Origin of the sequence: Pseudomonas sp. PvP100 (genome assembly GCF_017833055.1) — a bacterium.
GTDB lineage: Bacteria > Pseudomonadota > Gammaproteobacteria > Pseudomonadales > Pseudomonadaceae > Aquipseudomonas > Aquipseudomonas syringae.
The window spans coordinates 1,013,839-1,033,069 of sequence record NZ_JAFIBO010000001.1 but is presented as its reverse complement, the minus strand read 5'-3'; the positions used below and the strand labels follow the sequence as shown (position 1 = coordinate 1,033,069).

Genomic DNA, 19,231 nt, shown 5'->3' with positions numbered 1-19,231 from the left:
CTCAATGAATAGCGGGTATAGATTCTGTAGCGTCGTCGGAAGCCGCGATGAAGTCATGCCACGCTAAAAACGCTTGATAATGGCGGTTAGTTGCCTCTGCCCAAAAAGCGCCTTCAATTTCCTTCGCAGCAACCATCATCATCATTTTAGCGATTGATGCGTCCAGCTCCACCAAGAGCTCATGAGCCCTGAAGCGAAATTCATCATTTGGCACTTTAAATATCCCTTTAGATGGCCTGACCAGAAAGCACCGGTCTATTCCCCATCTAAGGGTGTGGACAGCTCAAGCAACGAGACGACCTGATCCATCTGACCAATGGTTAGAAGTCCGCGTTGTAGCCTCAAAATATTTTCACTCTCCTTAGATCAGCCGCGTGTGCGGCAAGGACGAAGTCATGCTCGAAGAAAAGCAGAAAGTCATTCAATTGCCGGTTGAGCGCGACCAGCATGGCCAATGGACCCACCCAGCTTGGCCGGATGACGGCGAAGAAAGTCAGCTCCCCTATAGCTGGTTCGCCGAGCACGGCCTTGAGTTCGGTATCGTTGAAATGGAAAACGATGCCACAGAAGACCTTGTAGCGGCGTGGTTTGGCGAAGGAGAAACCGATTGCACCCCCTGGAAGCCGACCAAGCCCGCTGGAGATGGCTGGTTTATTTTCTCCATTCATGACAATGAAGAGGGGCCTATCTGTGTTTGGGTCAGACCACTGGTGACGCCATGAGCCAAGCCAAGGAAAGACCGATCCTCTTCAGCGCGCCGATGGTGCGCGCCATCCTGGACGGCCAGAAGACGGTCACGCGGCGGGCGATCAAACCTCAACCAACTTGGAATGGGAAATGGTTTCAGTGGGATGGACATGCGCCGAACAGTAAGCACGGAGCCGTTGGTGGTAACAACATCGAGGCAGCCATCCTGATGGGCTTCAGCTCTCCTTACGGCAAGCCAGGCGACCGGCTGTGGGTGCGAGAGACGTGGGGCGTCATAAGCCATGATTTCGACGAGCACGGAAACATGATCGATTGGAACCCTGATCGACCGGCGTCGCCAATTCGCGAAATGCCTTTCGGCAGGGGCTACTACTCAGGGCACGTAATCTACCGCGCTGACGGCGAGGCAGTATGGGCTGGCGATGATGACGGTGGTGGCGATGATCGATCCGCCTGGAAGCCAAGCATCCACATGCCTCGCATCGCATGCCGAATCCTCCTGGAGATCACCGAAATACGTGTCGAGCGGTTGCAGGACATCAGCAAGGAGCAGGCGCTGGCCGAGGGCGTCATGAGCTGTGAGCAGGATATCGACCCAGACGGAATAGGCTACTCGCCGCTGGAGCTGTTCGGCGGGCTCTGGACGATGATAAATGGCGACGGTTCATGGCAGTCGAACCCATGGGTCTGGGTCGTCGAGTTCAAGCGCGTTACACCGTGACCCTACCGCACCATGAAAATCAGTTCTCCCCTGTCGGTCATCGCCATGCCGTACTTGAGCCGGCCCAGGTACTGCTCGTGCATTGAGTAGACCCGGTCATCGATGATTCTGAAAATCATCGTTGTGCCCGACCAGATATTGCCGTCCACCGCCCGCCTGCCGAGCCTGGCATTGCGCGGGCCGTAAACCTCATCCGCCGTTGTGGTGCATTCCATGACATCTCCTTGGTGCCTCCCAGCTCCTGCTGGCTGCGTGGACCATAGCAGTGAACTACAAAACCCGCCTGATAAACCCTTCCGCCGCGTAGCGCGGCCCGGAGCCTCGAAAATGAGAAAAGAACTGATCAAGATCAGTGAGTTTCAGCGTCGGCGCTGGGGCGAGAACGGCACGCCGCCCTGCCCTCAAGCGATCCGAAATTACATCCGCAACGGCCAGCTGCCAGGTGAGCAAATTGGAAAGCTCTGGTATATCGACTGGGCCGCCTACAACAAAGCAGCAGGAAATGACCTGATCGCGATGGTATTGAAAGGAGCTGCATGATGGTCCCCCGGCCGCGCAACAAATCAAACAAGGGCCTGCCCCAAAATCTGTACATGGACGACCGGCGCGGAACCTATCGATATCGCAGGCCGACTGACGGCAAGTGGTTTCAGTTTGGGACCGACCGAATCAAAGCGGTCGACGCGGCCAAGCAACTGAATCTGGCATTCATGCAGGGGGCCGATCTGGTCGAAACGGTACTGGGCGCGACCTCTGAATCGTTTGCAGGATTTCTTGATCATTATGAAGCGACCGTACTGCCGCCGAGGGAGCTCGCGAAAGGAACGCTTCAGCTGTACGCGGTTCACTTTCGGCGATTCCGGAAAGCGTTTGAAGGCAAGGCCGTAGATCAGATCAGCATCCGCATGGTTGCCGTGATGCTCGACGAACTGACGCCGCGTACCGCCAATCAGTGCCGAGCCCTGCTCATCGACATATTCAACCACGCCGCCGCTAAAGGCTTGTGCCCGGACAATCCTGCGGCCAGCACCATCAACCGAATTGAAAAGAAACAGCGCAAGCGCCATACCGTCGAGGGGCTGAAACTGATTCGCGAGAAGTCGCCGGCCTGGCTACGGAACGCGATCGATCTGGCACTGATCACAGCCCAGCGTCGAACCGACATTTTGGACATGAAGTTTGAGGACGTGCGGGAAGGCTTTCTGTATGTCATCCAGCAGAAGACGGCCAAGGCCAGTGACGCAGCCTGGATTCGATTCCGAGTGACCCCAGAGTTGCAGGCGGTCATCAGTCGGTGCCGGGACAACGTGGCCTCGCCCTATCTCGTTCACCGGCGCCCGGAGCGCCTGAGGCAAAAGCAGGCCCAGACCAAGGACCACTGGACGAAGATCGAAGAGCGATATTTGACACGCGCGTTCAAGGCAGCGCGAGAGGATGCTGGGTGCTACTCGGATTGGAGTGACGAGGAAATGCCGGGCTTCCACGAAGTGCGGGCGCTGTCACTGCACTTGTACAAGAAAGCCGGAAAGGACGGGCAAAAGATTGCTGGGCATGCGAGCGAGGATATGACGAAAAACTACCAGAAGGATCACGCCGAGATCATTTGGTCGGAAGCTTTTCCAGACCTCGATATCAGCGAAATCTCCGGATAGCTCTACTCTAAGGTTTTACGAAGGATCTTAAGAGGATCTTCTCCATTTTTATGAGTGACGCCAGCCTGGAGAACAAAATTCATACCGCCTAATACCGCCTCCAGACACGATCGAAACTCGTAAGCTTCGGAGCCGCTAAACCTAGACTTGACTGTAGTTATAAAGACTTCTCGATGGTTCGCTAACTTCACCGGATCAGGATCCAGTGCATGGGCCATCAAATTTCGTATACGGTTGATTCGATCTGCAAGCGGCCATAGCTCACTCAACCAACCCAGCTTGAGCTCCACTGGATACAGCGCCCGCGACAAGTCTACGACCTGAGCAAAAGTGAGTCTGGATTCTGCAAGGTATCGAGGCTGCGGGACCATCTCAAAACAGAAAGAGCGGAGCATTTCTTCGAGGAACAAGTGGCTTTTAAGGACAAGGGAAACGTCGTCCATATCTGCGCCGAAGTGTTTCTCAAATTTGCCTTCATGAACTGTGCTGAAATCAAGATTCATACCCCACCCCAACTCGAACTAGCCAAATGGTTTTGCGCCAGTTTTGCGCGTGTTTTGCGCAGGCCGGAAATTAAAAAGGGGATCAGCACCGTAAGTGACTGATCCCCTTAACAAAATATGGTCGGGACGGAGTGATTCGAACACTCGACCCCTAGCACCCCATGCTAGTGCGCTACCGGACTGCGCTACGCCCCGACTAGGCGTGTATCTGTTTTGCAACGTGCGAAAACGTTGAGGAATATACCCTAAGCATTTGAATTTTGGAAGTATCCTGACTGCTCAATTACGCCTTAAGCATGACGAGTACGTCTTCCAGCTCCGCAATCATCTCGCGAATCATCTGCTTGTACTGCTGGGTGTCATCCTTTGGTTCACCGCTGGTAAGACGAAGTCGGGCGCCACCGATGGTGAAGCCCTGATCGTATAGCAGGCCGCGGATCTGGCGAATCATCAGCACGTCCTGGCGCTGATAATACCGACGGTTTCCGCGTCGCTTCACGGGGTTGAGTTGAGGAAACTCCTGCTCCCAATAACGCAGAACGTGCGGTTTTACCGCGCAGAGCTCGCTGACCTCACCAATGGTGAAGTAGCGTTTGCCGGGGATCGGCGGCAGCTCGTCGTTATGACTTGGTTCCAGCATATGCCTCAACTCGGGCCTTCAGCTTCTGCCCTGGACGAAAGGTGACCACACGGCGCGCCGTAATCGGAATCTCTTCACCGGTCTTGGGATTTCTCCCAGGCCGCTGGCGCTTGTCTCGAAGGTCGAAGTTGCCGAAACCTGACAACTTCACCTGCTCGTTATCTTCCAGAGCGTGCCTGATTTCTTCAAAAAACAGTTCGACCAGTTCCTTGGCTTCCCGTTTATTCAGGCCCAGCTCTTCGTACAGACGTTCGGCCATCTCAGCTTTCGTCAGAGCCCCCATACGCTACTTCCTTAACGTGGCGTTTAACCTCTCCTCAAGCGAGGTGAGGATAGCAAGTGTCGTTGCGTTTACCTCATCGTCATTAAGAGTGCGTGATGGATGCTGCCAGGTCAAGCCGACTGCAAGGCTTTTTCTATGCGGATCAATGCCTTTACCCTGGTAAACATCAAATAACCTGAGGTCTGTGAGCCACTCGCCTGCATTTTCACGAATAACGTCCAGAACCGCACTGGCCGAAACATCCCGATCGGCCAGCAGCGCCAGGTCGCGGCGCACTTCAGGGAAGCGCGACAGCTCGTGGAATTTCGGCAGACGGCCGGTCGACACTTCCGCCAGAACCAGCTCGAAAACAAACACCGGACGATCCAGGCCGAGGGTTTTCGACAGTTCCGGATGAATGGCGCCCAGGAAACCGACTTCACGGCCATCACGCTCGATGCGAGCCGTCTGGCCTGGGTGCAAGGCAGGATGCTGACCCGGCGTGAAGGTGAACTCGCCCAATGCACCGGCAAAGCCCAGAACCGCTTCAACGTCAGCCTTGACGTCGAAGAAATCGACTACGTCGCGACCTTGCGCCCAGCCTTCCGGCAAGCGGCTGCCGCACACCACGCCAGCGAGCATCGGCTCCTGCTTCAAGCCGTCGAGCTGACCGACGAAGCGCAGGCCGCTTTCGAACATCCGCACGCGATCCTGCTGGCGGTTGAGGTTGTGCTGCAGGGCTTTGACCAGACCCGGCCACAACGAGGCGCGCATGGCCGCCATGTCATTGGAGATCGGGTTGGCCAGCAGCAACGGCTTGGCGCCCGGCGAGAACAGCTCGAACCATTTCGGGTCGATGAAGCTGTAGGTGATCGCTTCCTGATAGCCGCGGGCAACCAGCAGGCGGCGCAACTCAGGCAGATCGCCCTTGGCTTCGGCCTTGGCCTGGGGAGCCAGGCGGGCTTGCGGATAGCGGACCGGCAGACGGTTGTAGCCGTACAGACGCGCCAGCTCTTCGATCAGGTCGACTTCAAGGCTGATGTCGAAACGATGACTTGGCACTTCGACACGCCATTGCCCATCGGCTTCAGCAGTCACAGCCAGACCGAGACCTTTCAGCAGGCGCTCGATTTCGGCGTTCTCGATCACCAGACCGAGCATCTGCTCGACACGGCTGGCGCGCAGCGTAACCGGGACGATCGACGGCAAATGCTGCTCGCTGACCACTTCAATCACGGGGCCGGCTTCGCCACCGGTGATTTCCAGCAGCAGGCCAGTGGCCCGCTCCATGGCTTCACGGGCCAGTTGCCAGTCCACACCACGCTCGTAGCGGTGCGAAGCGTCAGTATGCAAACCATAGGAACGCGCCTTGCCGGCCACCGAAATGGTGTCGAAGAACGCGCTTTCCAGGAAAATATCGCGGGTACCGGCAGTCACGCCGCTGTGCTCGCCACCCATGACGCCGGCGATTGCCAGCGCGCGCTGGTGATCGGCAATGACCAGCGTGCCGGCACGCAGGCTGACCTCCTGACCGTCGAGCAGAACGAGCTTCTCGCCCTCCTCGGCCATGCGCACACGAATTCCGCCGTTGATTTCGGCCAGATCGAACGCATGCAGAGGCTGACCCAGTTCCAGCATCACGTAGTTGGTGATGTCGACAGCGGCATCGATGCTGCGCACGTCGGAACGACGCAGACGCTCGACCATCCACAGCGGGGTCGGACGCGACAGGTCGACGTTGCGGATGACGCGGCCCAGGTAGCGCGGGCATGCAGCCGGCGCCAGTACTTCGACCGGGCGCACTTCATCGTGTACAGCACTGATAGCAGCGATCTGCGGACGGGTGACTTCAGCGGCGTACAGCGCACCGACTTCACGCGCAAGACCGGCCACCGACAGGCAGTCACCACGGTTCGGGGTCAGGTCGACCTCGATGCTGGCATCGTCCAGGCTCAGATAGACACGAATGTCCTGACCGACTGGCGCATCGGCTGCCAGCTCCATCAGACCATCATTGCCCTCGCCGGCCTGCAACTCGGCAGCCGAACACAACATGCCGTTGGACTCGACGCCGCGCAGCTTGGCTTTCTTGATCTTGAAATCGCCGGGAAGCTCGGCGCCGATCATGGCGAATGGAATTTTCAGGCCCGGACGCACATTTGGCGCACCACAGACAACCTGAAAGGTTTCGCTGCCATTGCTGACCTGACACACACGCAGCTTGTCGGCATCGGGATGTTGCTCGGTGCTCAGCACCTCCCCCACCACCACGCCGCTGAAAACGCCGGCGGCCAGCGTCACGCTGTCAACCTCAAGACCGGCCATCGACAGACGAGCAACCAGCTCGTCGCGGGAAACCTGCGGGCTTACCCAGCCGCGCAGCCATTGTTCACTGAATTTCATCCTGCTCTCCTGAAAGGTTCGTACGACTTAGCGAAATTGCGCGAGGAACCGCAAATCGTTGTCGAAGAACAGGCGCAAATCATTGACGCCGTAACGCAGCATGGCCAGACGCTCTACGCCCATGCCGAACGCAAAGCCCTGAAACTCTTCAGGATCGATGCCGGACATGCGCAGCACGTTCGGGTGGACCATGCCGCAACCCATGACTTCAAGCCAGCCGGTCTGCTTGCAGACGCGGCAGCCCTTGCCACTGCACATGACGCATTCCATATCCACTTCCGCCGAGGGCTCGGTGAACGGGAAATACGAAGGACGGAAGCGTACGGCCAGCTCTTTCTCGAAGAAAACACGCAGGAACTCTTCGATGGTGCCTTTCAGATCGGCAAAATTGATGTCGCGATCGACCAGCAGACCTTCGATCTGGTGGAACATCGGCGAGTGGGTGATATCCGAGTCGCTACGGTACACACGGCCTGGGCAGACGATGCGGATCGGCGGCTGCTGCGATTCCATGGTGCGTACCTGTACCGGCGAGGTATGGGTGCGCAGCAGCATGTTCGCATTGAAATAGAAGGTGTCGTGCATCGACCGGGCCGGGTGGTGGCCTGGGATGTTGAGCGCCTCGAAGTTGTGGTAATCGTCTTCGACTTCAGGGCCTTCGGCGATGCCGTAGCCGATGTGCGTGAAGAATTGTTCGATACGTTCCAGAGTACGGGTAATCGGGTGCAGACCACCTGAGGTCTGACCGCGGCCCGGCAGGGTCACATCGATGCATTCGGCCGCGAGCCTGGCAGTCAGTTCTGCCTGCTCAAACGATGCCTTGCGTGCATTGAGAACCTCTGTGACACGTTCCTTGGCAACGTTGATCAGCGCACCGACTTGCGGACGCTCTTCAGCAGGCAGGTTCCCCAGGGTCTTCATCACCTGAGTCAACTCGCCTTTCTTGCCGAGGTAGTGAACCCGGATTTGCTCCAGGGCATTGATATCTTCGGCGCTTTGCACAGCCTCAAGAGCTTGAGAGACCAGCGCGTCCAGGTTTTCCATGTACAGACTCCAGATACAAAATAGGGGAAGAGCTGAAGGCTCTTCCCCTATTTATGACGTTTAACACCGGCCCCGGAGAACCGGGGCAAGTGATTGTCGGGGACTTAGGCCAAGGTGGCTTTAGCTTTCTCGACAATCGCAGCAAACGCCGCTTTTTCGTTCACTGCCAGATCAGCCAGAACCTTACGGTCGATCTCGATGGACGCTTTTTTCAGGCCGGCAATGAAACGGCTGTAGGACAGACCGTTAACACGAGCACCAGCGTTGATACGAGCGATCCACAGAGCGCGGAACTGACGTTTTTTCTGACGACGGTCACGGTAGGCGTATTGGCCTGCCTTGATTACCGCTTGCTTGGCAACACGGAATACGCGTGAACGCGCGCCGTAGTAGCCTTTTGCAAGTTTCAGAATTTTTTTGTGACGCTTACGGGCAATGACGCCACGCTTTACACGAGCCATGAGTTACTTCCTCTATATCTTGATCAAAATTAACGAAGGCGCAGCATGCGCTCGACTTTTGCCACGTCAGACGGATGCAGCAAGCTGCTACCGCGCAATTGACGCTTACGCTTTGTCGACATTTTGGTCAGGATGTGGCTCTTGAAAGCGTGCTTGTGCTTGATGCCGTTGGCGGTTTTCAAAAACCGCTTAGCTGCACCACTTTTAGTCTTCATCTTTGGCATGTTCGGATACTCCGCATTCAGTTGATAAATATAACCGCAAGGCCTGCCGTGCCCTGGTGGTTATTTCTTCTTTTTCGGGGCGATGACCATGATCAGCTGGCGTCCTTCCATCTTAGGATGCTGTTCGACGGAACCGTATTCGAGCAGGTCACCTTCAACCCGCTTCAACAGCTCCATACCCAGCTCCTGGTGGGCCATCTCACGACCGCGGAATCTCAACGATACCTTGGCCCTGTCCCCGTCACTCAGGAAACGTACCAGGTTGCGTAGTTTTACCTGGTAATCCCCTTCCTCCGTCCCTGGACGAAACTTGATTTCTTTAACCTGGATCTGCTTCTGGTTCTTCTTCGCTGCAGCAACCTGCTTCTTCTTCTCGAAGATCGATTTGCCGTAATCCATCACACGGCAGACCGGAGGGAGTGCGTCGGCAGAAATCTCTACCAGATCCAGCTTCGCCTCTTCGGCAATACGAAGCGCTTCATCAATCGAGACGATGCCAATCTGCTCGCCGTCAGCGCCAATTAAACGAACCTCGCGGGCCGAGATATTTTCATTGATCGGGGCCTTGGGTGCAGCTCGTTTATCTTGTCTCATTTCACGCTTAATAATAATTACTCCGTATCTTGGCGACCACGCCGGGAAACCGCTTGTGCGAGGAATTCAGCGAATTGGGCGACCGGCATCGAGCCAAGGTCAGCGCCTTCACGTGTACGCACAGCGACAGTTTGCATTTCAACCTCCCGATCTCCAATCACGAGGAGATAAGGAACCTTGAGCAAAGTATGCTCACGGATTTTAAAGCCGATCTTTTCATTTCTCAAGTCGGACTTGGCACGAAACCCGCTTTCGGCCAGAGTTTTTTCCACTTCGAGGGCAAAATCGGCCTGTTTGTCAGTGATATTCATGATCACTGCCTGGGTAGGCGCCAGCCAGGCCGGAAACGCGCCTTCGTAATGCTCGATCAGAATGCCGATGAAACGCTCGAAGGATCCAAGAATCGCGCGGTGCAACATGACCGGATTCTTGCGACTGTTGTCTTCCGACACGTACTCGGCACTCAGGCGGATCGGCAGATTGAAGTCCAGCTGCAAGGTGCCGCACTGCCATACCCGACCGAGACAATCCTTGAGGGAGAACTCGATTTTCGGACCGTAGAACGCGCCCTCGCCCGGCTGCAGGTCGTAAGGCAGACCAGCGCTGTCGAGTGCGGAAGCCAGCGCCGATTCGGCACGGTCCCAAAGCTCGTCGGAGCCTACACGCTTTTCAGGGCGAGTGGACAATTTGAGTTCGATATCCTTGAAACCGAAATCGGCGTAGACATCCAGCGTCAGCTTGATGAACGCGGCGGACTCGGCCTGCATCTGGTCTTCGGTACAGAAGATGTGCGCATCGTCCTGGGTGAAGCCGCGCACACGCATGATGCCGTGCAAGGCGCCCGACGGCTCGTTACGGTGACAGGCACCGAACTCGGCCAGACGCATCGGCAGCTCGCGGTAGCTCTTCAGGCCCTGATTGAACACCTGCACGTGGCAAGGGCAGTTCATCGGTTTGATCGCGTAGTCGCGACTTTCGGACTCGGTGGTGAACATGTTGTCGGCGTAGTTGGCCCAGTGCCCGGATTTTTCCCAGAGCGAGCGATCGACTACTTGCGGAGTCTTGATCTCGAGGTAGCCGTTTTCACGCTGCACTTTGCGCATGTACTGCTCGAGCACCTGGTACAGGGTCCAGCCCTGCGGGTGCCAGAAGACCATGCCCGGCGCTTCTTCCTGGGTATGGAACAGACCAAGACGCTTGCCGATCTTGCGATGGTCGCGTTTCTCGGCTTCTTCGATGCGCAGAATGTAGGCCGCCAGCTGCTTCTTGTCAGCCCAGGCGGTGCCGTAGACACGCTGCAGCTGCTCGTTTTTGGCATCGCCACGCCAGTAGGCGCCAGACAGCTTGGTCAGCTTGAATGACTTCAGGAAACGCGTGTTCGGCACGTGCGGACCGCGGCACATGTCGACGTATTCTTCGTGGTAATACAGGCCCATGGCCTGCTCGTTCGGCATGTCTTCGACCAGGCGCAGCTTGTAATCTTCGTGACGGGCGGTGAACACCTCGATCACTTCAGCGCGCGGGGTGACTTTCTTGATGACGTCGTAATCTTTTTCGATCAACTGCTGCATGCGCTGCTCGATCGCCGCCATATCGTCAGGCGTGAACGGGCGCTCGTAGGCGATATCGTAATAGAAGCCGTCGTCGATCACCGGGCCGATGACCATTTTTGCAGTCGGATACAACTGCTTGACCGCGTGCCCTACCAGGTGCGCGCAGGAGTGACGGATGATTTCCAGTCCTTCCTGATCCTTGGGGGTGATGATCTGCAGGCTGGCATCGTTTTCGATCAGGTCGCAGGCGTCGACAAGCTTGCCGTCGACCTTGCCGGCAACGGTGGCCTTGGCCAGACCGGCACCGATTGAAAGCGCGACATCGGCTACGGAAACCGCATGATCGAATGAACGTTGACTGCCGTCGGGAAGAGTAATAGTTGGCATGGCGCCTCCTCTCCTAGTGGTGACCCCTACCAAAGGTCACGTGGGTTGGGATGAGCCAGTACGTGATCCGGTGGTATGCCTGCCTCACAGTGGCAGGAGCCTTGGGGCCAACCTTGAACCGGACCAGATGACTGGAATGTACGAAAAAACCTGCCTGCGCTGCACCGAAAGCCATAGACCATGGGGCGCTTGAAAATAACAGGACGCGCATCCTACCACAGCCAGGCCGACCGGGATGCACATCCACGCAAATCAAATGGAATTAACACGGCGCCTGAACTGGCAGGCTTCATGGGCGTCAGAAACCAGCGAGACCCCGTACGTTTTTTCCAGCAATAAGGAGAACACCATGAAGTTTTCACGCCTGACCAGCCTCCTCTTCTGCAGCGCCGCCCTCATCCCGCTGGGTGCTCACGCCGCGATGGACGGAGCGACACGCACCACTTTCACTCAGGAATGCGTTGCTGCGGCCAAGAAACAGGGGCTGAATGACAAGACCGCCGCGACTCACTGCGAATGCGGTGCAAAGCAGGTGGACAGTCATTTCACCGAGAAGGAAATAGCCTCGCTCAAGGACACCAAGGCAGCGCCTCCTGCTGCATTGACGGCAAAACTGCAAAAACTGGTCGCAGAGAACTGCACAGCGACAAAATAATCATTTTTTTCAGCCGGGGTAAAACGCACGTGCCAAGCACTGATAGCAGTTGGCCCCGGCTCTTCTGAAAGCCATTGAAATCATGGCTTTAAGCGCCATTGGTAAAGCCTGTTCTGTACTGGGCCTGGCACCTCGGAGGGCGGTTTGCAGAGTATGGTGAACTGCATATACGGGACCTTTACGCAAAGCGCCCACCTTAATAGCTGTTTTTTTGCCCATTTCGACTATGATAGCCCGGTGTGCCCAGTTGGCCTGAGCAGCACGTTACTGAAAATTATGTTTCTGGAGATACACCATGTCTAATCGCCAAACCGGCACCGTAAAATGGTTCAACGATGAAAAAGGCTTCGGCTTTATCACTCCACAAGGTGGCGGTGACGACCTGTTCGTACACTTCAAAGCAATCCAGAGCGACGGTTTCAAAAGCCTGAAAGAAGGCCAGACCGTTACTTTTGTTGCTGCTAAAGGCCAGAAAGGCATGCAGGCAGAAGAAGTTCAGGTGGCCTGATTCACCTGACACAAAAAAACCCCGTCACTGACGGGGTTTTTTTATGCGTAAAAGAAAGTACCGACTCAGCCGCAATTGATACGGGTGACCTTACCCGAAGCGTCGGTATTGACGTTTACCCGCTCGGATCGGTATTCCAGCGTGACCATGTCGTCAGGACCGAGAATGCGCGCATCCTGCGAACCGGAACGGGCGCGGACTTGAGAAAGGAGGTCTATGGACGCCTGCTTGCCAATGGCGAACTGGGCAAGTCCTGCATCACAGCGGCCAGGTATCGCGTTGCTGGCTGGCGCGTCGGCCTTGACGGGCGCTTCAGCACTGGCACTGCTATCAGAAGCCGTACTGCTGCAGCCTGCCATCAATGAAGCCACGACCATAAAACCCAATGTTGCGAATTTCCGGGGCATACACCCTCCTCTGCCAATGAACATTTCCAGACCTGTCCGACCGCGCTTGGGCGCGTTGGTTGCACGATCCGACCGAGATGCCTTGCGTAACCTGTTGATCTGTCTGGAACGGGAGTCTGCCTTGGCATGACACAGGACGCGCGAGGAAATCGTCACAAAACGTTTATCGCCGGAGTTCATTGAACCGGGGTATCAGGATCATATGTAAGTAGAAGTGTCAAAATGCGCGCGGGATGGTTTACTGCCAGAGACACAAGCGCCGGGAAGCGAGCAACGTGTGCGTGACCCTTCACTGGAGATCAGACAGACATGACAGCCATAACCCTAGACGCGGACATCAAGGCCAGATGGCCTCAGGGTCACTGCTCGCACAGCCCGGGGAACCCGGAAGAACTGATGATCATCGCAGTCGACCTGCTGATCAAGGAACTGGGCACCGAGGGTGCCCGTGCCTTCATCAGCCAGGTGCTGAGCCGTTATGCCGCGGCGGGACTGCCCGCCTGACACGCGGCTTCAGGATGCGGGATTACTTGAGACGCGCCAGTCGCTCGGTCAGCAGATCGAAGAAACCCTGAGCGTCGCCGTTCTCGACCCAGAATACGTTCTGCGGCTGCTTGAGCGTGCCGTACCAGTCGGCCACTGTCTGACCGAAACCGACCCCTTCACGAGTGTCCACCGCCACGTTGATCTGCCTTCCGGAGAACAACGCGGGCTTGAGCAGCCAGGCAATCACGCTGGCATCGTGTACAGGTCCACCGGGCAAACCGTAATGCTCCATGTCCAGCTTGACGTATTCATTGAGAATGCCGTCCACCAGCTTGCCAGCATTGTTGCCCAATGCGGCGATCTGCTTGAGGCGCTGTTCACTGGTGAGAATCTTGTGGGTCACATCCAGCGGCACGTACGTCAGCTTCACACCACTGGCCAGAACGATCTGCGCAGCGTGGGGGTCGGCGAACAGATTGAATTCGGCAACCGGAGTGATGTTACCGCCGTTGAAATGCGCGCCGCCCATGACCACCACTTCCTTGATGCCCTGGGTGATTTCCGGAGCCTGCACCAGCGCTAGCGCCAGGTTGGTCTGCGGGCCGAGCATGGCGATGGTGATGCTGTGCGGCTTGGCCTTGCTCAGGGTGCGAATCAGGTAATCGACGGCATTGCCTTCGGCCAGCCCCTTGGCGGGCTCATGCACGGGCACACCCGGTAAACCTTCCTGACCGTGAACGTTCTCTGCATAGATCGGTGTACGCACCAGCGGCTTGGGCGCACCGGCATACACAGGCACCTCTTCGCGCCCGGCCCATTCCCGCGCCAGCCTGGCGTTGCGCGAGGTCTTGTCGAGCCGCACATTGCCGGCCACCGTGGTGATAGCCATGACGTTCAGTTCTTCAGGTGACGCCAGCGCCAGCAACAACGCAACGACATCGTCCGCACCTGGATCGGTATCGATGATCAGATCGCGCTTTTCAGCCGCCTGGACAGCAGCAGTACCGAGAATGGACAAGAGCAACGCTCCACGAATGAACTGCCTGGAAAACTGTATCAATGTCATATGAAACTCCCTTTCTTGAATAACTAGAAGACGACTCCGGATACCAGCGCCACATTACTGTACGGCTGACATTCTCCGGTACGGATGATTGCCTTGGCCTTGCGACTCAAGACCTTGAGGTCTTCATGGCTTATCCAGCGTTGTTGCCCTAACTGGTCGTCGAGATTCAGGCTTTCGATCACCTGCAACGCAGGCGGCTTGACCTCGGCCATCTCGCTGGCCAGCACATGGCTTTCAACCTGCATTTCACTCAGCACGACATCCAGCACACTGATGAAATCCGGCACACCGCGGGTCAGCGCGAGGTCGATCAGTTCGACGCCTGCCGGTACTGGCATGCCGGCGTCGACGATCATCAGGATGTCACCGTGGCCCAGCGATGCAATCACGCGGGACAGGGCAATATTGAGTAACGGGGTCTTTTTCATAGCGAATTGAATTCCTGTACTTCCTCAAACGTCGGGATGGACGGCTGGGCACCCGCTCGGGTGACGGAGATGGCCGCCGCAGCCTGACCGAAACGAATTGCCTGCAACTCGCCATGGCCTGCGGACAATGCCGCCGCAAAACCGCCGACAAAGGTATCACCTGCAGCGGTGGTGTCCACGGCCTGCACGCGTCGCGCTGGAATATGCTCCATGCCAGACGCATTGGCGAACAGGGTTCCGTGCTCGCCGAGGGTAATGATCACGTTGCGCGCGCCGGCCGCCAGCATGGATGATGCCGCGTTTTCAGCGGCAGCCGGTGAGTCAACGTTTACACCGGTCAGGGTCTGCGCTTCGCTTTCGTTCGGGATCAGGTAGTCGATCAGGGCATACCAGTTTGCCGGCAAGGGCTCGCTGGCAGGCGCAGGATTGAGAATGACGGTCTTGCCCAGCGCACGGGCGCGGGCCAGGGTATGGAAAACGGTCTCGGTCGGCACTTCGAGCTGGCAGATGACGATTTGCGAATCCGCCAGCAGCGTGTCGAAGCGCTCGATCAATGCCGGACTGAGCCGACCATTGCCACCGGCCACGATGACAATGGCGTTCTGGCTGTTGGCGTCGACCACGATCGAGGCGATACCGGTGGACACGCCCTCAACGACGGTCACCGCCTGACAATCGATCTGCTCGGCCAGCAACGCTGCACGCAATTGTTCGCCGTAGGCATCGGCCCCGACACAACCGATCATCGCCACGCTGGCGCCCAGACGTGCCGCAGCGACCGCCTGATTCGCACCCTTGCCGCCCGGCACGGTGTCAAATGTTTCCCCGCTCAAGGTCTCGCCGGGACGCGGCAGACGCTGGGCGCGGATGACCAGATCCATGTTCAGACTGCCCACTATCACTATTTTTGCTTGCATGGCTCATTAATCCGTTGCTGTACGTGCACGTCATTCGTTGGACAAAGTGTTTGGCGCTGCCGTGGACTCGCGCACCACGACACTGGGCGTCACGAGTCTTTTTTCGGCAGGAAGCCCATGGGGTGTGGTGATTCTGCTCAGCAGCATTTCTGCAGCGGTTTCGCCCAATTGCATGATCGACTGCCCCACGGTGGTGAGCGCCGGATAAACGTAGCGACTCATCTGGATATCATCGAAACCGATCACCGACAGGTCCTGAGGCACGCGAATCAAGCGCTCGGCGGCGGCGCGCAGCACACCGATGGCAATCACGTCGTTGCCGGCAAAAATCGCGGTCGGCGGGCTTTCTGCCAGCAGCTGGCACGCGGCCCCATGACCGGCAGAGCTGGTGAACTCACTGTGCAGCGACCATTCGGCCCGGACCTGAACGGACGCCTGCTGCAGGGCGCGCCGATAACCCGCCAGACGCATCTCGGCCACGGTGCTATGAACTGGCCCGCCGATACAGGCAATGGCGCGATGCCCCAGGTCCAGCAAGTGCCGAGTCGCCAGATAAGCGCCCTGCTCATGGTCGATACGGATCATGTCGGCATCGATACCGTCCAGTTCCCGGTCAACGATCACCAGCGGCGTACGGACCTCGGCAAGTCCGCCTGCAACACCGGCATCACCACCGACCGAAGAGACAATCAGACCGTCCACGCGCTTTTCCAGCAGCACGCGCAGATAACCACGCTGTTTCTCCGGATTGTCATCGGAGTTGCAGAGGATCACACAAAAACCATTGCGCTCGCAGTAATCCTCGATGCCCCGCGCCAACTCGGCGAAGTACGGGTTCATGCCGTTGGGAATCAACAGACCGATGGTCGAGGTGGTCTTGGCCTTCAGCGAACGCGCCACTGCACTGGGCACATAATCGAGCTGTGCAATGGCGGCTTCGACCTTGAGCCTGACCGGCTCGCTGACCGGCCGGGTCTTGTTCAGCACGTGGGAAACAGTGGTGTACGAGATCCCCGCCAGGGCCGCGACATCCTTGATGGTTGCCATATCAGCCCTGGCGCCGAGCCCGGTGGCTGCGATAGGTGTCCAGCACCACAGCGATCACGATCACCGCACCGGTGATGATCCGCTTGGTCGGCTCGGTCGCACCGATCTGCGCCAGGCCTGCGGCCAGCACAGAAATGATCAGCACACCGAAAAAGGTGCTGATGATCGAACCGCGACCGCCCATCAGGCTGGTACCGCCGATCACCACTGCCGCAATGACCTGCAGCTCGAGCCCGGCACCGGCATTAGGGTCGGCCGCTTCCAGCCTGGATATCTGGAACAGTGCCGCAACACCGGCCAGCAGCCCCATCAGCGAGAACACCAGAATCTTGTAAGGCTTGGGATTGATACCCGCCAGACGCACGGCCTCTTCGTTGGTGCCAATGCCGATCAGGTAGCGACCGAAAACGGTGCGGGTCAGTACCGCCTGAGCGACGAAGATGACCAGCAACGCGATGATGAAGGACGGCGCAATGCCAAAGGCAATCGGATCGGACAGCCAGGCGAACGAATCACCGATGTAGGCGGTACGCGAATTGGTCATCTGATAGGCCGCGCCACGGGCCATTTCCAGCACGCCCAGAGACACGATGAACGAAGGGATGCGCCAGGCAACCGTAATCGAACCGGTGATCGTACCCGCCAGCGTCGCACAGGCAATGCCCAGTAACGCAGCCGGAAACACGCTCCAGCCCCAGCCGAGGATTGCCACACTGACCGCCGAAGCAGCCAGGGCCAGCACCGAGCCGACCGACAGGTCGATGCCGCCGATGATGAGGATCAGCGTCATGCCGACCGACAGCACCATCAGGTCCGGGATCTGGTTAGCCAGCATGCTGAAGGTCTGGTAGGACAGGAAGTGATCGCTGAGCAGCGAGAACAGCACGATCATCACCAGCAACGCACCGGCCAGCCCGATGTAGGTACCGAGGCCAAGGTAGTTGCCGCCGCGACGGACCGGCGCGGTCAGCGTCGGAGAAGGAGTATTTTTCATGAGTCGTTCCTGGGCGCCGCATCATTGAGCAGCGCGTCACGTTTCTGATAACCGGCGAAGGCAGCGGCCAGCAATTGGTCCTGGGTCCAGCTGTCGCGCTCGAACGTGTCGATCAGGCGACCGGCAGACAGCACGCCGATACGATCACAAATCAGCATCAGCTCGCGCAGATCACTGGAAACCACCACCAGCGCCCTGCCCTGACGGGTCAGTTCGGCCAGCAGCGCGTAGATATCGAACTTGGCACCGATGTCGATGCCCCGTGTCGGCTCGTCGAACAGCATCACCGTGCAGTCACGTTCCAGCCAGCGACCGATCACCACCTTCTGCTGATTGCCACCCGACAGCTCGGAGACCAATTGGCCCGGACTGGAACTGCGAATGCGCATGGCCGCCACCTGGCGCTGCGCCAGTTTCAGCTCATCATCGCTGTTGACCAAGCCCGCGCTGGAAATCGAATGCATGTTGCCCAGCGCAATGTTGGCGCTGATCGATTGCGACATCAGCAGGCCTTCGCTCTTCCGGTCTTCCGTGATCAGCGCGATACCCTGCTCCACTGCGTCGGATGGCGAGCGAATACTGACCTTCTGCAGCGGCCTTCCGACTTCGATGTGACCGCTGTCGGCAACGTCTGCACCATAGATCAGGCGCAACAACTCGGTACGCCCGGCACCGATCAGCCCGGAAATACCGAAGATTTCACCTCGACGCACGTCGAAGGAGACATCCTGAACCTTGCCGGCGCGACTGAGCCCCTTGACTGACAGCGCCACCTCGCCAATCTGCCGGGCGCCCATGTCGATATGCTCGCCGAGCTCACGGCCAACCATCAGGGTCACCAGTTGCTCACTGTTGTATCGGGAAATCGGCTCGACACACACCAGTTTGCCGTCGCGCAGCACGGCGATGCGCTGGGACACCCTGGCAAGCTCTTCAAGCCGATGGGATATGTAGATGATCGAGACGCCCCGCGCCTGCAGCCGTGTGATCTGCTCAAAGAGCATTTCCACTTCGCGCGAGGTGAGCATGGCAGTGGGTTCGTCGAGAATCAGTACGTGACAGTCGCCGATCAGGTTGCGGGCGATCTCGACCATCTGTTGGTGGCCGATGCCCAATTCGCCGACCAGCGTGTCGGGATCAATCGCGTCCAGCCCCACTTGAGCCATCGCCTCGATCGCGTTTTCGCGCAAGCGCTTGCGGTCGATCCAGCCGGCCCTGCGGGGCAGGTCATGAAGAAACAGATTTTCGGCCACGGTCAGGGTCGGCAGCAGGTTGAGCTCCTGCATAACCATGCGAATGCCGAGTTTTTCGGCCTGGGTACGACTTGCAGGCTGATAAGGCTGGCCCTGAAATTCCATGTTTCCGGTGGTAGGGGTTACCAGCCCGCCGATGATTTTCGACAAGGTGCTTTTACCGGCACCGTTTTCCCCGGTCAGGGCCAGCACTTCGCCACGCATCAACGTCAGGTCGACGTCACCGAGTACGGGCTGTGCGTAGGTTTTGCCGATGCCACTGACCGAAAGAACAGCTGTCTGAGCAGACGCTGACATACATTTCTCCCAGCGCCCGTC

At 57.8% G+C, this 19,231-nt stretch carries 25 protein-coding genes and 1 tRNA gene; 7 read left to right on the top strand and 19 right to left on the bottom strand.

Annotated elements, in window-relative coordinates; translation table 11 throughout:
- Window position 1: 1 nt before the first annotated feature.
- The gene (locus tag JOE39_RS04465; protein ID WP_060409817.1) at window positions 2-214 is read right to left on the bottom strand and encodes a hypothetical protein; all 213 of its coding nucleotides are present in this window, start codon (window positions 212-214) and stop codon (window positions 2-4) included.
- 181 nt (window positions 215-395) lie between these two features.
- On the opposite strand from JOE39_RS04465, the gene JOE39_RS04460 reads away from it, so the two are divergent.
- The gene (locus tag JOE39_RS04460; protein WP_198701165.1) at window positions 396-722 is read left to right on the top strand and encodes a hypothetical protein; all 327 of its coding nucleotides are present in this window, start codon (window positions 396-398) and stop codon (window positions 720-722) included.
- Entirely contained in the window at window positions 719-1,429 is a 711-nt protein-coding gene (locus tag JOE39_RS04455) for a hypothetical protein (protein WP_210077827.1), read from the top strand. The genes JOE39_RS04460 and JOE39_RS04455 overlap by 4 nt, the downstream gene beginning before the upstream one ends.
- Window positions 1,430-1,431: 2 nt before the next feature.
- Here JOE39_RS04455 and JOE39_RS04450 read toward each other — a convergent pair whose 3' ends face one another.
- Window positions 1,432-1,644: a hypothetical protein gene (locus tag JOE39_RS04450; RefSeq protein WP_024421391.1), complete on the bottom strand. Its 213-nt coding sequence runs from the start codon at window positions 1,642-1,644 to the stop codon at window positions 1,432-1,434.
- A gap of 112 nt (window positions 1,645-1,756) precedes the next feature.
- On the opposite strand from JOE39_RS04450, the gene JOE39_RS04445 reads away from it, so the two are divergent.
- Window positions 1,757-1,969 carry a hypothetical protein gene (locus JOE39_RS04445; protein ID WP_005753573.1) on the top strand — a complete coding sequence of 71 codons (213 nt, stop codon included), beginning with the start codon at window positions 1,757-1,759 and terminating at the stop codon, window positions 1,967-1,969.
- The gene (locus JOE39_RS04440) at window positions 1,969-3,081 is read left to right on the top strand and encodes a tyrosine-type recombinase/integrase (protein ID WP_210078657.1); all 1,113 of its coding nucleotides are present in this window, start codon (window positions 1,969-1,971) and stop codon (window positions 3,079-3,081) included. Before JOE39_RS04445 ends, JOE39_RS04440 begins: the two co-directional genes overlap by 1 nt.
- Window positions 3,082-3,083: 2 nt before the next feature.
- Here the strand turns inward: JOE39_RS04440 and JOE39_RS04435 are convergent, their stop codons facing one another.
- From JOE39_RS04435 to thrS, 10 genes are all read right to left on the bottom strand, one after another.
- On the bottom strand, window positions 3,084-3,584 hold the full coding sequence (locus JOE39_RS04435) for a hypothetical protein (RefSeq protein WP_210077829.1): 501 nt from the start codon (window positions 3,582-3,584) through the stop codon (window positions 3,084-3,086).
- A 118-nt stretch (window positions 3,585-3,702) separates the two neighbouring features.
- Window positions 3,703-3,779: transfer RNA gene (locus JOE39_RS04430), tRNA-Pro, on the bottom strand.
- Window positions 3,780-3,867: 88 nt separating this feature from the next.
- On the bottom strand, window positions 3,868-4,224 hold the full coding sequence (locus JOE39_RS04425; RefSeq protein ID WP_003315559.1) for a MerR family transcriptional regulator: 357 nt from the start codon (window positions 4,222-4,224) through the stop codon (window positions 3,868-3,870).
- Window positions 4,205-4,507 (bottom strand): integration host factor subunit alpha, encoded by a 303-nt coding sequence (gene ihfA / locus JOE39_RS04420; RefSeq protein ID WP_002553164.1) that lies wholly within the window; start codon window positions 4,505-4,507, stop codon window positions 4,205-4,207. Before ihfA ends, JOE39_RS04425 begins: the two co-directional genes overlap by 20 nt.
- A gap of 3 nt (window positions 4,508-4,510) precedes the next feature.
- A complete protein-coding gene (pheT, locus tag JOE39_RS04415) occupies window positions 4,511-6,889 on the bottom strand; it encodes a phenylalanine--tRNA ligase subunit beta (protein WP_024664827.1) in 2,379 nt (792 codons plus the stop codon).
- A gap of 27 nt (window positions 6,890-6,916) precedes the next feature.
- Window positions 6,917-7,933 carry a phenylalanine--tRNA ligase subunit alpha gene (pheS, locus tag JOE39_RS04410; protein ID WP_003367019.1) on the bottom strand — a complete coding sequence of 339 codons (1,017 nt, stop codon included), beginning with the start codon at window positions 7,931-7,933 and terminating at the stop codon, window positions 6,917-6,919.
- A gap of 104 nt (window positions 7,934-8,037) precedes the next feature.
- Entirely contained in the window at window positions 8,038-8,394 is a 357-nt protein-coding gene (rplT, locus tag JOE39_RS04405; protein WP_002553161.1) for a 50S ribosomal protein L20, read from the bottom strand.
- A 29-nt stretch (window positions 8,395-8,423) separates the two neighbouring features.
- Window positions 8,424-8,618 carry a 50S ribosomal protein L35 gene (gene rpmI, locus JOE39_RS04400; protein WP_002553160.1) on the bottom strand — a complete coding sequence of 65 codons (195 nt, stop codon included), beginning with the start codon at window positions 8,616-8,618 and terminating at the stop codon, window positions 8,424-8,426.
- A gap of 60 nt (window positions 8,619-8,678) precedes the next feature.
- The gene (gene infC / locus JOE39_RS04395; protein ID WP_170855886.1) at window positions 8,679-9,230 is read right to left on the bottom strand and encodes a translation initiation factor IF-3; all 552 of its coding nucleotides are present in this window, start codon (window positions 9,228-9,230) and stop codon (window positions 8,679-8,681) included.
- Window positions 9,230-11,152, bottom strand: a complete 1,923-nt coding sequence (gene thrS / locus JOE39_RS04390; RefSeq protein WP_003315564.1) for a threonine--tRNA ligase — start codon at window positions 11,150-11,152, stop codon at window positions 9,230-9,232. The genes infC and thrS overlap by 1 nt, the downstream gene beginning before the upstream one ends.
- 349 nt (window positions 11,153-11,501) lie before the next feature.
- Between thrS and JOE39_RS04385 the strand changes: the two genes are divergently transcribed.
- The gene (locus tag JOE39_RS04385; protein ID WP_122220621.1) at window positions 11,502-11,807 is read left to right on the top strand and encodes a hypothetical protein; all 306 of its coding nucleotides are present in this window, start codon (window positions 11,502-11,504) and stop codon (window positions 11,805-11,807) included.
- Between the two features lie 295 nt (window positions 11,808-12,102).
- Window positions 12,103-12,315, top strand: coding sequence for a cold-shock protein (locus tag JOE39_RS04380; RefSeq protein ID WP_003315566.1), 213 nt, complete (start codon window positions 12,103-12,105; stop codon window positions 12,313-12,315).
- Between the two features lie 65 nt (window positions 12,316-12,380).
- Here JOE39_RS04380 and JOE39_RS04375 read toward each other — a convergent pair whose 3' ends face one another.
- On the bottom strand, window positions 12,381-12,722 hold the full coding sequence (locus JOE39_RS04375; RefSeq protein WP_011267468.1) for a lipoprotein: 342 nt from the start codon (window positions 12,720-12,722) through the stop codon (window positions 12,381-12,383).
- A gap of 309 nt (window positions 12,723-13,031) precedes the next feature.
- Between JOE39_RS04375 and JOE39_RS04370 the strand changes: the two genes are divergently transcribed.
- Window positions 13,032-13,226: a hypothetical protein gene (locus JOE39_RS04370; RefSeq protein ID WP_011267467.1), complete on the top strand. Its 195-nt coding sequence runs from the start codon at window positions 13,032-13,034 to the stop codon at window positions 13,224-13,226.
- Between the two features lie 22 nt (window positions 13,227-13,248).
- On the opposite strand, the gene JOE39_RS04365 is transcribed toward JOE39_RS04370, so the two are convergent.
- The 6 genes from JOE39_RS04365 to JOE39_RS04340 are packed head-to-tail and all read right to left on the bottom strand — an operon-like array spanning window position 13,249 to window position 19,210.
- Window positions 13,249-14,274: a nucleoside hydrolase gene (locus tag JOE39_RS04365; protein WP_116895831.1), complete on the bottom strand. Its 1,026-nt coding sequence runs from the start codon at window positions 14,272-14,274 to the stop codon at window positions 13,249-13,251.
- Between the two features lie 23 nt (window positions 14,275-14,297).
- On the bottom strand, window positions 14,298-14,702 hold the full coding sequence (rbsD, locus tag JOE39_RS04360; RefSeq protein WP_003320864.1) for a D-ribose pyranase: 405 nt from the start codon (window positions 14,700-14,702) through the stop codon (window positions 14,298-14,300).
- On the bottom strand, window positions 14,699-15,619 hold the full coding sequence (gene rbsK / locus JOE39_RS04355; RefSeq protein ID WP_024684328.1) for a ribokinase: 921 nt from the start codon (window positions 15,617-15,619) through the stop codon (window positions 14,699-14,701). Before rbsK ends, rbsD begins: the two co-directional genes overlap by 4 nt.
- A 30-nt stretch (window positions 15,620-15,649) precedes the next feature.
- Window positions 15,650-16,666 carry a substrate-binding domain-containing protein gene (locus JOE39_RS04350; protein ID WP_003423790.1) on the bottom strand — a complete coding sequence of 339 codons (1,017 nt, stop codon included), beginning with the start codon at window positions 16,664-16,666 and terminating at the stop codon, window positions 15,650-15,652.
- A gap of 1 nt (window position 16,667) precedes the next feature.
- Window positions 16,668-17,660: an ABC transporter permease gene (locus JOE39_RS04345; protein ID WP_016567902.1), complete on the bottom strand. Its 993-nt coding sequence runs from the start codon at window positions 17,658-17,660 to the stop codon at window positions 16,668-16,670.
- Window positions 17,657-19,210 carry a sugar ABC transporter ATP-binding protein gene (locus tag JOE39_RS04340; RefSeq protein ID WP_003393032.1) on the bottom strand — a complete coding sequence of 518 codons (1,554 nt, stop codon included), beginning with the start codon at window positions 19,208-19,210 and terminating at the stop codon, window positions 17,657-17,659. Before JOE39_RS04340 ends, JOE39_RS04345 begins: the two co-directional genes overlap by 4 nt.
- Window positions 19,211-19,231 lie beyond the last annotated feature (21 nt).

What these genes read in the sequence shown, in the direction of transcription:
- JOE39_RS04380 (WP_003315566.1), top strand. Translation starts at nt 12,103, where the DNA reads ATGTCTAATCGCCAAACCGGCACCGTAAAATGGTTCAACGATGAAAAA.
- rplT (WP_002553161.1), bottom strand. Translation starts at nt 8,394, where the DNA reads ATGGCTCGTGTAAAGCGTGGCGTCATTGCCCGTAAGCGTCACAAAAAA.
- rpmI (WP_002553160.1), bottom strand. Translation starts at nt 8,618, where the DNA reads ATGCCAAAGATGAAGACTAAAAGTGGTGCAGCTAAGCGGTTTTTGAAA.
- JOE39_RS04340 (WP_003393032.1), bottom strand. Translation starts at nt 19,210, where the DNA reads ATGTCAGCGTCTGCTCAGACAGCTGTTCTTTCGGTCAGTGGCATCGGC.
- JOE39_RS04365 (WP_116895831.1), bottom strand. Translation starts at nt 14,274, where the DNA reads ATGACATTGATACAGTTTTCCAGGCAGTTCATTCGTGGAGCGTTGCTC.
- rbsD (WP_003320864.1), bottom strand. Translation starts at nt 14,702, where the DNA reads ATGAAAAAGACCCCGTTACTCAATATTGCCCTGTCCCGCGTGATTGCA.
- JOE39_RS04425 (WP_003315559.1), bottom strand. Translation starts at nt 4,224, where the DNA reads ATGCTGGAACCAAGTCATAACGACGAGCTGCCGCCGATCCCCGGCAAA.
- JOE39_RS04350 (WP_003423790.1), bottom strand. Translation starts at nt 16,666, where the DNA reads ATGGCAACCATCAAGGATGTCGCGGCCCTGGCGGGGATCTCGTACACC.
- JOE39_RS04385 (WP_122220621.1), top strand. Translation starts at nt 11,502, where the DNA reads ATGAAGTTTTCACGCCTGACCAGCCTCCTCTTCTGCAGCGCCGCCCTC.
- JOE39_RS04460 (WP_198701165.1), top strand. Translation starts at nt 396, where the DNA reads ATGCTCGAAGAAAAGCAGAAAGTCATTCAATTGCCGGTTGAGCGCGAC.
- pheT (WP_024664827.1), bottom strand. Translation starts at nt 6,889, where the DNA reads ATGAAATTCAGTGAACAATGGCTGCGCGGCTGGGTAAGCCCGCAGGTT.
- JOE39_RS04345 (WP_016567902.1), bottom strand. Translation starts at nt 17,660, where the DNA reads ATGAAAAATACTCCTTCTCCGACGCTGACCGCGCCGGTCCGTCGCGGC.
- JOE39_RS04370 (WP_011267467.1), top strand. Translation starts at nt 13,032, where the DNA reads ATGACAGCCATAACCCTAGACGCGGACATCAAGGCCAGATGGCCTCAG.
- ihfA (WP_002553164.1), bottom strand. Translation starts at nt 4,507, where the DNA reads ATGGGGGCTCTGACGAAAGCTGAGATGGCCGAACGTCTGTACGAAGAG.
- thrS (WP_003315564.1), bottom strand. Translation starts at nt 11,152, where the DNA reads ATGCCAACTATTACTCTTCCCGACGGCAGTCAACGTTCATTCGATCAT.
- pheS (WP_003367019.1), bottom strand. Translation starts at nt 7,933, where the DNA reads ATGGAAAACCTGGACGCGCTGGTCTCTCAAGCTCTTGAGGCTGTGCAA.
- JOE39_RS04455 (WP_210077827.1), top strand. Translation starts at nt 719, where the DNA reads ATGAGCCAAGCCAAGGAAAGACCGATCCTCTTCAGCGCGCCGATGGTG.
- JOE39_RS04445 (WP_005753573.1), top strand. Translation starts at nt 1,757, where the DNA reads ATGAGAAAAGAACTGATCAAGATCAGTGAGTTTCAGCGTCGGCGCTGG.
- JOE39_RS04375 (WP_011267468.1), bottom strand. Translation starts at nt 12,722, where the DNA reads ATGCCCCGGAAATTCGCAACATTGGGTTTTATGGTCGTGGCTTCATTG.
- JOE39_RS04440 (WP_210078657.1), top strand. Translation starts at nt 1,969, where the DNA reads ATGGTCCCCCGGCCGCGCAACAAATCAAACAAGGGCCTGCCCCAAAAT.
- rbsK (WP_024684328.1), bottom strand. Translation starts at nt 15,619, where the DNA reads ATGCAAGCAAAAATAGTGATAGTGGGCAGTCTGAACATGGATCTGGTC.
- JOE39_RS04435 (WP_210077829.1), bottom strand. Translation starts at nt 3,584, where the DNA reads ATGAATCTTGATTTCAGCACAGTTCATGAAGGCAAATTTGAGAAACAC.
- JOE39_RS04450 (WP_024421391.1), bottom strand. Translation starts at nt 1,644, where the DNA reads ATGGAATGCACCACAACGGCGGATGAGGTTTACGGCCCGCGCAATGCC.